The organism is Nocardiopsis akebiae (assembly GCF_018316795.1).
In the GTDB taxonomy this organism is placed as follows: Bacteria; Actinomycetota; Actinomycetes; order Streptosporangiales; family Streptosporangiaceae; genus Nocardiopsis; species Nocardiopsis dassonvillei.
In genome coordinates this window covers 3,310,491-3,322,393 of the sequence record NZ_CP074132.1, presented here as the reverse complement: position 1 = coordinate 3,322,393, position 11,903 = coordinate 3,310,491, and the positions used below count along the sequence as shown (strand labels likewise).

The following is an 11,903-nucleotide window of genomic DNA, read 5'->3' as shown; positions in this document are numbered from 1 at the left end:
AGGGGAATCAAACATCCCGCCCCGCCCGGGAACGCACCCGGCCACCGCCTCCGGAGCCCGAGGGGCCGACCAGCTGTTTGCGCTGGTCGCTCCGTGGGGTAGTCGGGGAGCGGGGACCTTCGCCGACGGCGCGCGGGCCGCGTCCCCGGGCCCGCGAACCGCGCCGGGGCGGAGGAAGGACACGGGGGCACTCTTCTCGGGGGAGCTGGCGATGGCTGGATCAGAGGGCGCCGACCGGATGAGACCGCCGCCGGTGTCGGTCACGGGACCGGTCGCGCCGCCGGAGCAGCGGGGACCGTCCGACGAGTACGCGGGGACCGACCGCCTCGCCGACGGGCAGGAGCTGCTGGAGGGCGCAGACATCATCGAGGGCGACGACGGGGCCAACTTCACCGTCCTGGAGCGCCAGACCTGCTTCAACCTGCTGGCCACGCGCGACATCGGACGCGTGGCCTTCACTATCGAGGGGGACGCGGCGCCCACGGTGCTGCCGGTGAACTACGCGATGGTCGACGGCGGCATCGTGTTCCGCTCCACGCTGGCCGGGACCATCATGCGCCACGCGCGCGGATACGCCGCCTTCCAGGTGGACAGCCTCGACGAGGAGCGCCGCGAGGGGTGGAGCGTGCTGGCCAGCGGGCCGTGCGCGTGGATCCGCGACGCGGCCGAGCTGGCGCGGCTGCCGCAGGGCGGCCTGCCCCGGCCCTGGGCCGAGGGGGCGCGCGACCAGGTCCTGAGGATCACGCCCGGCAGGCTGAGCGGACGGCAGATCCACCGGCGCTGACCCGGCGGCCGGGCCAGGAACCCGCCGCCGCGCGGCCCGCGCGGCGGTCAGTCGGCGGGTCGGTGCAGCAGGAACGCGCCGGAGTAGAGGGGCCGGTCCGCGCGCTGGTCCTCGGTGGCCACGTACTCGTCCAGGACGGCGACGATGCGGCGGTCCAGCTCCGACACGTCCTCGTCGGACAGGTGCAGCACGAAGCGGGAGTAGGTGCGCACCGACTCCGGTCCGGCCTCGCGCAGCTCCTGCTGGAAGGCCTCCACCGGCGCGACGGCGGAACCGGCGTCGGTGTCCAGAAGGGGGCCGTCCAGCCACCAGGTCTCCCCGGTGGCGCGGTAGGGCTTCTCCAGCGCGCCGCTGGTTCCGGTGCGCACCGGCGCGGGCAGCAGCAGGCCCGCGTCCACGAGCTGGCGGACGTGGTAGAGGACCGTGCCCGGGGTGACCTCCAGACGGTCGGCCAGCTCCTTGTTGGTGAGCTCCCGGGTCAGGCAGAGCCGCAGGATGCGCACCCGCAGCGGGTGGGCCAGGGCCTTGGCCTCCTGGACCGTGGCCGGTCGTCGCGTGCGCGGGCTGCGGGCGGTCCCGCTCTGTTCCGGTTCTCCCATGTCCTGAGGGTAACAACGGTCGGTTTCCGACAATCGATTGAGTTTCATCAATCGATCTGTCATTCTCGACCGCATGACGGACACCGGCCCCCCGCACACCCCTCCCCCTCCGCCGCCTCGCCCGCGCGCCGCGCCGATGGGCGCCGCCTTCTGGAACCTGTGGACCTCCTCCGCCCTGTCCAACCTCGCCGACGGCGTGCTGAAGACGGCACTGCCGCTGGTGGCGCTGCGCTTCACCGACTCCCCCGCCCTCATAGCCGGGGTGACGTTCGCGCTGACCCTACCGTGGCTGTTCTTCGCGCTCCCGGCGGGCGCCCTGGCCGACCGGCTCGACCGGCGCCGGACGATGCTCGGCGCCAACCTCGCCCGGGCGCTGCTGCTCGGCGTCCTGGCGCTGTCCCTGGCCCTGGACCTGGGCTCGGTCTGGCTGCTGTACGCGGTGGCGCTGTGCGTCGGGGTCACCGAGACCCTCTACGACACCTCGGCCCAGTCGATCCTGCCCCAGCTGGTCGGCCGCGACCGGCTCCCCCGGGCCAACGGTCGGCTGCACGCCGCCGAGCTGACCGCGAACCAGTTCCTCGGGCCTCCGCTCGGCGGCCTGTTGGTGGCGGTGGGCGCGGCGGCGGCCTTCACCGCCCCGGCGTCGCTGTGGCTGGTCGCGGTGGGCGCGCTGCTGCTGGTGCGCGGGCGGTTCCGGACCGGGCGGGCCGCGCCCGCGACCCTGCGCGCCGACATCGCCGAGGGGCTGCGCTTCCTGTGGCGCGACCGGATCCTGCGCTCGTTCGCGGCGATGGTGGGAGCCAGCAACTTCGCCAGCAACGCGGCCTTCACCGTCTTCGTGCTCTTCGCGGTGGGCCCCGACTCGCCCATGGGCCTGTCCGAGCCCGCCTACGGCCTGCTCATGACCGCCGTCGCCGCGGGCAGCGTGATCGGCGCCCTGGGCGCCGGGCGGATCGAGCGACTGCTGGGACGCACCCGGGCGCTGCGGGCCTGCGTGCTCACCTTCGCCGTGCTCGTGGGCCTGCCCGCGCTGACCGCCGACCCCGTCCCGGTCGCGGCGGGCTTCTTCGCGGGCGGGCTGGGGATCGCGGTGTGGAACGTGGTCACGGTGTCGCTGCGCCAGCGGATCACCCCCGATCCCCTGCTCGGCCGGGTGAACAGCGCCTACCGGCTGCTGGCCTGGGGCACCATGCCGCTGGGCGCGGCCGCGGGCGGCCTCCTCGCGGAGTTCCTCGGACTGACCTGGGTGTTCGCCTCCATGGGGCTGCTTTGCCTGGGCCTGCTCGCCGGACTGGCCAGGTTGGACGACGCGTCCCTGGCCGCCGCGGAGCAGCGGGCCGACGAGGGCCGGGAGGCCCTCGGGGACCGGTGAAAACCGGTGTACTCCCCCGGCCGCGCGGTGAAGCATGGGGGACCATGACCCCACCCGAGGAAGAGGTCCTGGAGGGCGGCAACGTCGCCGACCGGGTGGTGCGCGTGGGCCGGACCGTGCGCAAACCGTGGCGGCGCTCCTCCCCTTCCGTGCTGCTCCTGCTCACGTACCTGCACGCGCACGGCTACGAGGCGTCCCCTCCCGCGGTCGGCAGGGACGAACGGGGCCGCCAGGTGCTCGGGTACGTGCCGGGGACGATGGCGGACCGGATGGCGCCGATGACGCCGGGGGAGCTGCGTCGGCTGGGCGGGATGATCCGCCGCCTCCACGACCTGACCGCCGGGTACCGGCCCCACGAGGAACCGGTGTGGGAGGTGCCCATCCCGCACGAGCGCGAGGAACTCGTCTGCCACAACGACCTGGCGCCGTGGAACCTGGTGCGCGACGGCGACGCCTGGACCTTCGTGGACTGGGACGGCGCCGGACCGGGTACGCGCATGGGCGACCTCGGATACGCCGCGCACGGTTTCGTGCCGCTGCACGAGGGCGGGGACCCCCGGCGCGACGCGCGGCGGCTGCGCGCCCTGGCCGACGGGTACGGGTGCGACGCGGCCCAGCGCCGCGAGCTGCCCGACGCGGTCCTGCAACGCGTGCGCGGCATGTACGACCTGCTGACGGAGGGCGCGAGGACGGGCGAGCAGCCGTGGGCGCGCCTGTACACCGAGGGGCACGCCGACCACTGGGGACCGGCGTCGGAGTACGTGGGGCGCAACCGCCAGCTGTGGCGGGAGGCGCTGCTGGGCTGACGGCGGCCCCGCGTGCCGCCTCGCGCCTCATGGACGCGAGCGCGCCCCCTGCGCACTCCGGGACACGGCGGGCGCACGGGCGCCCCGGGCCCGCCGGAGCCGGGCCCTAGGGAGCGGTCCACACGAAGGCCGCCGAGATCGGGTGGCCCCGGAACCTCTCCCACTTTGGCTTGGCCGCCACCCAGGTGTCGTCCACGGTGCCCTCCGCCATCTCGGCCAGCCGCCACCCCGCGGCCGAGGCGGCGCGCACGTGGTCGCTGATGAGGTGGACGTGGGTGGCGATGGCGATGTCCTCGCCGGAGGCGTCGGTGTAGTGGGTCGGCATCCCCGAGACCATCGAGAACTGCGGGTGGTAGGCGACCAGCACGCACGTCCCCCCGGGCCGGACCAGCCGCCGGGCCTCGGCGTAGAAGGGCGCCAGGTCCGGCAGGTGCTCGTCGATCAGGGAGGCGATGACCAGGTCGTAGGCGGCGCCGGGCAGGCCGGTGTCGCGCACGTCGCCCCGGGTGAGGCTGTCATGGGCGCCGCGCCTGTCGGCCAGCGCCAGCATGCCGGAGCTGAGGTCGACGCCGTCCACGCGCCCGACCCCGCGGCCGCGCAGCCACGCACCGGTGCGACCGGTACCGCATCCCAGGTCGGCGGCGCGGGCGACGGCCGACCAGTCGGGGACGGCCAGGCCGTCCAGGAGTGCGAGGTCCATGGCGTCCAGGACGGAGTCCTCGTAGGTGCTCGACCAGCCGTCGTAGCCGGTGGTCACGTCGACGGTGCGGTAGTGGCGGGCGTCGAAGTCCGCGAAGTCGGGCATGGGGGCGAGTATGGCGTGGTCGGCCCGGGGAGGGCGAACCCTTTTTCGGGCGGGTCCGCAGCCGGGAAAACCGGTTGCCGCCGACGTGCGAGGGCTTCTAGGTTGTTCGCCATGTGCTGCTTCCAGGCGATCGTCCGCCGGGCCCACGCCTGGCCGGTGAGCTGCCACACCCGCGTCGTCCGGCCCCGGTCCCCGCGCCTGGGCCGGTAGTCCGCCGTCCCGGCCGCCGCGGACCCCGCAAGCGGGGTCCGTCCGACCCGCCGGGAGCCACGCACCCCCTCCGCTCCGCTCGCGTGCCCCCCACCGCGTGCTCGGACGGCTCGGGAGGGGTGCGCCGCACGCCGCCGTGCGGCGACGACCGCGGACGACGCCTCCTCCTTCCCGTGTGACCCTCCGGTCCAGGCACAGTCGCGTCCCTTCTTCCCTCGGACGGGCTGCCCGGACCCCCTTTCGCGCTGTCGCGCGCCGTGTGGCGCGCCCGTCCGTGCCGCCCGTCCCCGTCGGCCACCGCAGGGTGGCTGGAACGGACCTTCCGTGGCACGTACCGAACGCTCCCGTCGCACGGGTGCCGGTGACAACCGGCGCCGCTTCTCCCAGAACTTCCTCGCCGACCCGGGCGCCGCACGCCGCGTGGTGGCGGTGTCCGGGATCGGCCCCGCCGATCTGGTGGTGGAGGTGGGACCGGGTGAGGGCGCCCTCACCCGCTTCCTGGCCCCGGCCGCCCGCCGGGTCCTGGCCTACGAGATCGACCCGCGCCTGGCCGAACGGCTCTCCGCGCGCTACCGCGACCCCGCGAGCGGGGTGCGGGTGGTGCGGGCCGACTTCACCCGGGTGCGCCCGCCGCGGGGCGAGTTCCACCTGGTGGGCAACATCCCCTACGCGCGCACCGCGGACATCGTGCGCTGGTGTCTGGACGCGCGGGGCCTGGCCTCGGCCACCCTCGTCACCCAGCTGGAGTACGCGCGCAAGCGCACCGGCGGGTTCGGGCGGTGGAGCCGGTTGACGGTACTGACCTGGCCGGAGTGGTCGTGGTCGCTGGCCGGGCGGATCGACCGGCAGCGGTTCCGGCCGGCGCCCCGGGTGGATTCGGGCATCCTGGTGCTGCGCAGGCGCCGGACGCCCCTGGTGGACCCGGGGCGGATGAGCGGCTACCGGCGCCTGGTCGAGCTGGGCTTCGGGGGCGCGGGCGGATCGCTGGGCGCGTCGCTGCGCCGCGCCCACCCCGCCCGGCGGGTGGACCGGGCGCTGGCCCGGGCCGGGATCTCGGCCCGCGTCCCCGTCGGCCACGTGGCCCCGGGGCAGTGGCTGGAGGTCTTCCGGGCGCTGGAGGACTGAACGGCCCGGGCGCCCTCAGCCCAGGAAGTCCAGGAGGGCGGCGGTCAGCTCGGCCGGTGCGTCCTCCTGGACGAGGTGCCCGGCCCCGGGCAGGACGCGCAGCCGCGCCCCGGGGATCGCGGCGGCGAGCCGTCGGCCGCGGTCGAGGGGCAGCCAGGTGTCCTCCCCGCCCCACACCACCAGCACCGGCAGGTCCAGGTCGGCGTAGGCGTCCTCGACCTCGGCGGTGTAGCGCTCGTCGGCCTGGGCGATCTGCCGGTAGAACGCGGGCTGCCCGTCCTCGCCCAGCCAGGGGCGCACGAGCGCGTCCAGGACGCCGGGGCGGGGCTCGCGGTGCGCGGCCGAGGAGACGTAGGCGCGCACCAGCGCCTCGTGCAGGTGCGGGGGCAGCGCGGCGAACACGTCGGCGTTGGCGTTGACCAGGCGGAAGAAGTCGCTGCCCCAGGGTCGGACGCTGACCGCGTCGACCAGGGCGAGGCGGTCGTAGGCCGCCCCGTCCAGGACGGCCGAGCGCAGGGCCACCGCGCCGCCGAAGTCGTGCGCCACCACGGCCGGGCGCTCCAGCCCCCAGTGGTCGAGCAGGGCGGTGAACGCGGCCTGCTGGGCGGCCAGCGACACGTCCTGCCCCTCGTGCTTGGCCGAGGCCCCGTAGCCGGGCATGTCCCACACGTGGACGGTGTACCGGGCGCTCAGGGCGCGGGCGACGTGGCGCCAGACGTGGGAGGAGAAGGGCGTGCCGTGCAGCAGCACGACCGGATCCCCGTCCCCGGACCGGGTCCAGCGCACGGTTCCGTTGGGCGCCTCGAAGCTCCGGTCGAGGGTCCAGGCGTCGCCGCTCATGTGGTGCCTTTCCGTCAAGGGGTCGCGGGCCGTACCGAGGCTAGGGGGTCGCGGTGACGTTCCGGTGCTCCGGAGCGGGTCCGCGCGCGGGGCGGGCCCCGCCCCGCGCTGCTCACACCCTCAGGACGGCGAAGCACTCCCCCGGCACGGTGACGGTGCTCCCCGCGGTCCTGGGCTCGCCGTTGGCGAGCAGGAGTTCGCGCGGGGCCGCGTCCAGCTCAACCTCGGCGCCGTGGGCGTCCAGATTGCACACCACGCGCAGGTCCCCCCGGACCAGGACGAGCTGGCGTCCGCCGCCGCCCGCCTCGACTGCGGAGCGGTCCAGGCGCGGGTCGGACAGTTCCGGTTCCACGCGCCGCAGGGCGATGAGCGCCCGGTAGGTGTCCAGGACCAGCCCGTGCGGTTCGCGTCCGGGCTCGGACCAGTCCAGAACGGCGCCGTCGCGGGTGGCCGGGTCCATGGGGTCGGGTATCTCCTCCTCGGCCCACCCCAGCGCGGCGAACTCGCGGCGGCGGCCCTCGCGCACGCCCCTGACCAGGTCTGGATCGGTGAAGGAGGCGAAGAACGGCCAGGGCGTGGCGGCCCCCCACTCCTCCCCCATGAAGATCATGGGGGTGTAGGGGGAGCACAGCACCAGCGCGGCGCCGCAGGCGAGCAGGCCCGGGGAGAGGTGTTCGCCCATGCGGTCGCCCCTGGCCCGGTTGCCGATCTGGTCGTGGGTGCTCAGGTAGGCCAGGAAGCGGCTGCCGGGGACGCGCGCGGTGTCCACGGGCGCGCCGTGGGTGCGGCCGCGGAAGCTGGAGCGGGTGCCCGCGTGCCAGAACGCGCGGGTGAGCGCGGCGGGCAGCGCCCCGGGGTCGGCGAAGTCGGCGTAGTAGCCGTGCGTCTCCCCGGTGAGGGCGACGTGCAGGGCGTGGTGGAGGTCGTCGGACCACTGGGCGGTCATGCCCAGGCCGCCCGCCTCGCGGGGCAGGACGGTGCGGGGGTCGTTGCGGTCGGACTCGGCGACCAGGGACAGCGGCCGGTTCAGGGCGGCGGCGAGGGCCTCCACCTCCTCGGCGAGTCCGGCCAGCAGCGGGGTGGCGCGGTCGTCGCGCAGGGCGTGCACGGCGTCCAGGCGCAGTCCGTCCAGGTGGTAGTGGCGCAGCCAGTCCAGGGCGTTGTCCAGGACCGCGCGGCGGACGGGATCGGAGTCGGGGCCGTCCAGGTTGAGGGAGGGTCCCCAGACGTTCTCGCCGCGGAAGTAGGGGCCGAAGCGGGGCATGTAGGCGCCCGAGGGGCCGAGGTGGTTGTAGACCACGTCGAGCAGGACGGCCAGGCCGCGGCGGTGGCAGGCGTCGACGAGGGCCTTGAGGGCGTCGGGGCCGCCGTAGGGGTCGTGGACGGCCGCCCACAGGACGCCGTCGTAGCCCCAGCCGTGGGTGCCGTCGAAGGCGTTGACCGGCATGAGTTCGACGTGGGTGACGCCGAGGTCGACCAGGTGGTCGAGGCGGTCGGCGACGGCGGCGAGGGTGCCCTGGGGGGTGAAGGTGCCCACGTGGAGTTCGTAGACGACGGCGCCCGCGAGGGGACGCCCGGTCCAGTCGGCGTCGGTCCAGGCGAAGGCGGCGTGGTCGTAAACGCGGCTGGGGCCGTGGACGCCGTGGGGCTGGTGGAGCGAGCGGGGGTCGGGCAGGGGCTGTGGGTCGTGGTCCAGGAGGTAGGCGTACTCGGTGCCGGGCCCGGCGTCCTCGACGCGGACGCGCCACCAGCCGTCGTCGTCGCGCCGCATGGGGACGTCGCGATCCGCGGCGCCTTCGCGCTGTGCCGTGCCGTACAGGCGCAGGCGGACGCGTTCGCGGTGGGGCGCCCACACGGCGAAGTCGCCGCGGACGCCGACACCCGGGACGGCGGGGGCGGCGAGGGCGTCGGACGTGGTCGGGGTGGTCTGGGCTCGGTTCACGCAGGGTGGTCTACCCGGCTCGCCCGCCCGCCATCCGCGGCTGCCGGTGTTGCCCGGACCTGCCCGTTTCGCTCAGCGGAGCGGGCGGTAGACGTGCAGGCGCACCGAGGCCGTGACGGCCACGGGTTCGGGCAGGGCGGCGATGCGGGCGCGCAGGTCCCCGGCGTCGATGTGGCGGGCGCTGGGTCCCATGCCGACGACGGTCGCGGCGTCGGCGCGGTCCAGGTCCATGGTGAAGCGCAGGTCCTCGGCCTCGGCGGGGGCGAAGTGCCCGTGCAGCGAGTCGGCGAGGCGCTCGTCCTTGCGCGGGTCCACCTCCAGCAGGCCCAGCGGTCCGCGCAGTTCGGCGAGGTGGTCGGCGGCGGGCACGAGGACCAGCAGCACCCCGTCGGCGCGCAGGACGCGGTGGAACTCGGCGGCGTTGCGCGGCGCGAACACGTTGAGCAGGGCGTTGGCGGAGCCGTCGCGCAGCGGCAGGCCCCGCCAGGCGTCGGCGGTCACGGCGCCGCCGCGCTCGTGCGCCCTGGCCGCCTTGCGGGCGGCGAACTTGGAGGCGTCGGCGGTCAGCCCCACGGCGTTGGGCAGGGACTCCAGCACCCGGGTCAGGTGGCGCCCGGTACCGCCGCCGATGTCGGCGACCAGGGGCGCGGGCGCGGTGAGCTCGCGGGCCAGGGAGGTGGCCAGGGCGTCGGAGATCGGGTCGTGGTGCCCCGCCTCCTGGAACCGGAGGCGGTCGGCGACCATCTCCCGGCTGTCCCCGGTCCCGGGCGGCGTGGCTCCGGTGAGCAGGCTCGCGTACCCCTCCCTGGCCACGTTGAAGCTGTGCCCGGCGCCGCAGGAGAGCCCGCGCTCGACCGGGTCGAGCCCGTTGCCGCAGGTGGGGCAGGCCAGGGCCGCCGCGACGGCCGCGGGCATGCGCAACCTGGGGCCGGTGGTGTGTGGGATGTCGGTACGCGCCATGATCGCGGCAAGCCTACCCGCCGCCGCGCACCGCCGGCCGCGACCGGGGCTCCCCTCACTCCCGGGTCAGGACAGCCACCGGGTACCGGTCGAGGACCTGGGCCAGGTGCGCCAGGGTGAGCCCGTCGGCGCTGTCGGGCGCCACGGCCCGGCCCGTGAGCCGGTCGGTCCAGGTCCCCGGCCCCGAGGGCAGCGCCAAGACCGTGTCCGCCCAGCCCCCCGCGTCGGACAGCCCGATCGGCAGCCGGGTGGCGACCACCGCCAGGTCGGGCCGGTCGGCTCCGGCCGAGGTCCGCGCGAAGGCCAGGGCGTGGTCCCGGGCCGGACCGGAGGCGGTGAGCGGCAGGTAACCCGTGGGGCGCAGGTCGCGGCGCGCGCGCAGGCACGCGCGGACCAGGTGGAGCTTGGCCGCGCCGGTGGCGTCCACCGGCGGGCGCCAGCCGTCCTCGATCCGGGTCAACAGGTCCGCGCGGGCCTGGTGGTCCACGGGCCTGCGGTTGTCGGGGTCGACCAGGGACAGGTCCCACAGCTCGGTGCCCTGGTACAGGTCCGGGACTCCCGGGCCGAGCAGCTGCACGGCCTTCTGGCCCAGGGAGTTGCTCCATCCGGCCTCGCGCACCGACTCCACCACGGAGGCCACCTCCCCGCGCAGGGTCATGTCGCCCAGCACCCGCGCGGGCCAGGAGCGGACGCGGTCCTCGAAGTCGGGGTCCGGTTCGGTCCAGGAGGTGCCCAGCCGCGCCTCACGGGCGGCCTTGAGCAGGTAGTCGGCCAGGCGGTCCTCCCCGATGGGCCAGGCGCCGACCAGGGTCTGCCACCCCAGGAGGTTGAGCGCGGGTTCGGGCAGGGCGCACCGCCCGGTCCAGCGGCGCACGGCCTCGGCGAAGGGTTCGGCCACCTCCGACAGGGCGGCCAGACGGGCGCGCACGTCCTCGGAGCGCTTGGTGTCGTGCGTGGACAGGGCGGTCATGGTGTGCGGCCGGGCGGCCTCGCGGCGGGCCGCGCCGTCGTGGAACTCGAGCGGTGCGACGGCGAAGTCGGCGGGGTCCCCGCCCACCTCGTTGAGGGCGACGAACCTGGTGGTGCGGTAGAAGGCCGTGTTCTCGGTGCCCATGGCCACGACCATCCCGCTGGTCTGCTGGATGCGCCGAGCGGCCTCGCCCCGGGGGTCGCGGCGCACCCGCAGGTCGATGGCCTCCAGGTCGTGGGCCAGGTCGGGGCGGTGCTCCACGGCGGTCTCCACCGCCCGGGCCCAGTCGCGCTCGCCCTCGGGCAGGTAGGAGCGGTACACGTCGAAGGCGCACAGCAGCTCGGCCACGGCCTCCTCGCGGCGGCGCACCGCGTCGGGCGAGGGCGCCTCCCGTCCGCGTTCGGGCCGGGGCGGCAGCAGGGCCGCGATCCGCCGCACCTCGGTGCGCAGCAGCTCGGCGGCGGCTTGTCGGCGGGCCCGCAGGTCGGCCTCGGCGACGTCCACCTCCACCCCCTGGTCGAGGGCGAGGGTGGTGAGATCGGCCTCCCCGGAGGGGTCGACGAACACGCCGCAGAGCTCGCGCAGGGCGTCGTACCCGGTGGTTCCGGCGACCGGCCAGGACTGCGGCAGGCTCTCGCCGGGGGCGAGGATCTTCTCCACCACGACCCAGCCGCCGAAGCGCTCGGCGAGGCGGCGCAGGTAGCCGCCGGGGTCGGTGAGCCCGTCCACGTGGTCCACCCGCAGACCGTCGAGCTGGCCGAGCTCGGCCCAGCGCAGGATCTCGGCGTGGGTGGCGTCGAAGACACCGGGTTCCTCCACCCGCACGGCGGCCAGCTCGCTCACGTCGAAGAAGCGGCGGTAGGTGAGTTCGCCGTCGCCGCGCCGCCAGGACACCAGCCGGTAGTGCTGGCGTTCGTGCACCGCCTCGACGGAGTCGCCGGGCTCGTGGGTGCCGGGGGCGAGCGGGTAGCGCTTGTCGTGGTAGGCCAGGCAGCCGTCGGCGAGGACGAGGTCGGACAGGGCGGCCCGTCCGCCGTCGCCGTCGTCGCCCAGCACGGGGATGAGCACGGGTCCGGCGTCGAAGTCGATGTCGAAGCAGCGCGCGTACACCGAGTCCCGGCCGTGGGCGAGGACGTCCCACCACCAGCGGTTGGCGTCGGCGCGCACCACGGACATGTGGTTGGGGACGATGTCGGCGACCACGCCCATGCCCAGCTCGTGCGCCTTGGCGGCCAGTGCCTCGCGGGCGGCGTCCCCGCCCAGTTCGGGCGAGACCCGGGTGGGGTCGACCACGTCGTAGCCGTGCTGGGAGCCCGGCGCGGCGGCGAGTACCGGGGACAGGTAGACCGCCCCGGTTCCCAGCCGGTCCAGGTAGTCGAGCAGGTCCGCGGCGTCCTCCAGGGTGAAGCCGGGGCGCAGCTGGAGGCGGTAGGTTGACGTCGGAGCGGTGGACGTGTCGTGCGTGCTCATCACGCATCTACCCGTGCCCG

At 75.5% G+C, this 11,903-nt stretch carries 10 protein-coding genes; 4 read left to right on the top strand and 6 right to left on the bottom strand.

Features of this window, described 5'->3' with window-relative positions; translation table 11 throughout:
* The first annotated feature begins 211 nt into the window (after window positions 1–211).
* Window positions 212–784 (top strand): pyridoxamine 5'-phosphate oxidase family protein, encoded by a 573-nt coding sequence (locus tag KGD83_RS14255; RefSeq protein ID WP_249351859.1) that lies wholly within the window; start codon window positions 212–214, stop codon window positions 782–784.
* A gap of 47 nt (window positions 785–831) precedes the next feature.
* Here KGD83_RS14255 and KGD83_RS14250 read toward each other — a convergent pair whose 3' ends face one another.
* Window positions 832–1,383, bottom strand: coding sequence for an ArsR/SmtB family transcription factor (locus KGD83_RS14250; RefSeq protein WP_212639681.1), 552 nt, complete (start codon window positions 1,381–1,383; stop codon window positions 832–834).
* Between the two features lie 136 nt (window positions 1,384–1,519).
* On the opposite strand from KGD83_RS14250, the gene KGD83_RS14245 reads away from it, so the two are divergent.
* Window positions 1,520–2,755, top strand: coding sequence for an MFS transporter (locus KGD83_RS14245; protein WP_212644424.1), 1,236 nt, complete (start codon window positions 1,520–1,522; stop codon window positions 2,753–2,755).
* 44 nt (window positions 2,756–2,799) lie between these two features.
* Window positions 2,800–3,561 carry a phosphotransferase gene (locus KGD83_RS14240; protein ID WP_212639680.1) on the top strand — a complete coding sequence of 254 codons (762 nt, stop codon included), beginning with the start codon at window positions 2,800–2,802 and terminating at the stop codon, window positions 3,559–3,561.
* A 106-nt stretch (window positions 3,562–3,667) separates the two neighbouring features.
* Here the strand turns inward: KGD83_RS14240 and KGD83_RS14235 are convergent, their stop codons facing one another.
* Entirely contained in the window at window positions 3,668–4,366 is a 699-nt protein-coding gene (locus tag KGD83_RS14235; RefSeq protein WP_212639679.1) for a class I SAM-dependent DNA methyltransferase, read from the bottom strand.
* Window positions 4,367–4,900: 534 nt separating this feature from the next.
* Between KGD83_RS14235 and erm the strand changes: the two genes are divergently transcribed.
* A complete protein-coding gene (gene erm / locus KGD83_RS14230) occupies window positions 4,901–5,701 on the top strand; it encodes an ErmE/ErmH/ErmO/ErmR family 23S rRNA (adenine(2058)-N(6))-methyltransferase (protein WP_212639678.1) in 801 nt (266 codons plus the stop codon).
* A 15-nt stretch (window positions 5,702–5,716) separates the two neighbouring features.
* Here erm and KGD83_RS14225 read toward each other — a convergent pair whose 3' ends face one another.
* From KGD83_RS14225 to treY, 4 genes are all read right to left on the bottom strand, one after another.
* On the bottom strand, window positions 5,717–6,541 hold the full coding sequence (locus KGD83_RS14225; protein WP_212639677.1) for an alpha/beta fold hydrolase: 825 nt from the start codon (window positions 6,539–6,541) through the stop codon (window positions 5,717–5,719).
* Window positions 6,542–6,653: 112 nt separating this feature from the next.
* Entirely contained in the window at window positions 6,654–8,483 is a 1,830-nt protein-coding gene (gene treZ / locus KGD83_RS14220) for a malto-oligosyltrehalose trehalohydrolase (protein ID WP_212639676.1), read from the bottom strand.
* Window positions 8,484–8,555: 72 nt separating this feature from the next.
* The gene (locus tag KGD83_RS14215; protein WP_212639675.1) at window positions 8,556–9,443 is read right to left on the bottom strand and encodes a putative RNA methyltransferase; all 888 of its coding nucleotides are present in this window, start codon (window positions 9,441–9,443) and stop codon (window positions 8,556–8,558) included.
* 55 nt (window positions 9,444–9,498) lie between these two features.
* The gene (treY, locus tag KGD83_RS14210) at window positions 9,499–11,883 is read right to left on the bottom strand and encodes a malto-oligosyltrehalose synthase (RefSeq protein WP_212639674.1); all 2,385 of its coding nucleotides are present in this window, start codon (window positions 11,881–11,883) and stop codon (window positions 9,499–9,501) included.
* Between the last annotated feature and the right edge of the window lie 20 nt (window positions 11,884–11,903).

Coding starts and splice junctions, on each gene's coding strand:
- KGD83_RS14240 (WP_212639680.1), top strand. CDS start 2,800: ATGACCCCACCCGAGGAAGAGGTCCTGGAGGGCGGCAACGTCGCCGAC.
- KGD83_RS14215 (WP_212639675.1), bottom strand. CDS start 9,443: ATGGCGCGTACCGACATCCCACACACCACCGGCCCCAGGTTGCGCATG.
- treY (WP_212639674.1), bottom strand. CDS start 11,883: ATGAGCACGCACGACACGTCCACCGCTCCGACGTCAACCTACCGCCTC.
- KGD83_RS14255 (WP_249351859.1), top strand. CDS start 212: ATGGCTGGATCAGAGGGCGCCGACCGGATGAGACCGCCGCCGGTGTCG.
- KGD83_RS14235 (WP_212639679.1), bottom strand. CDS start 4,366: ATGCCCGACTTCGCGGACTTCGACGCCCGCCACTACCGCACCGTCGAC.
- KGD83_RS14245 (WP_212644424.1), top strand. CDS start 1,520: ATGGGCGCCGCCTTCTGGAACCTGTGGACCTCCTCCGCCCTGTCCAAC.
- KGD83_RS14225 (WP_212639677.1), bottom strand. CDS start 6,541: ATGAGCGGCGACGCCTGGACCCTCGACCGGAGCTTCGAGGCGCCCAAC.
- KGD83_RS14250 (WP_212639681.1), bottom strand. CDS start 1,383: ATGGGAGAACCGGAACAGAGCGGGACCGCCCGCAGCCCGCGCACGCGA.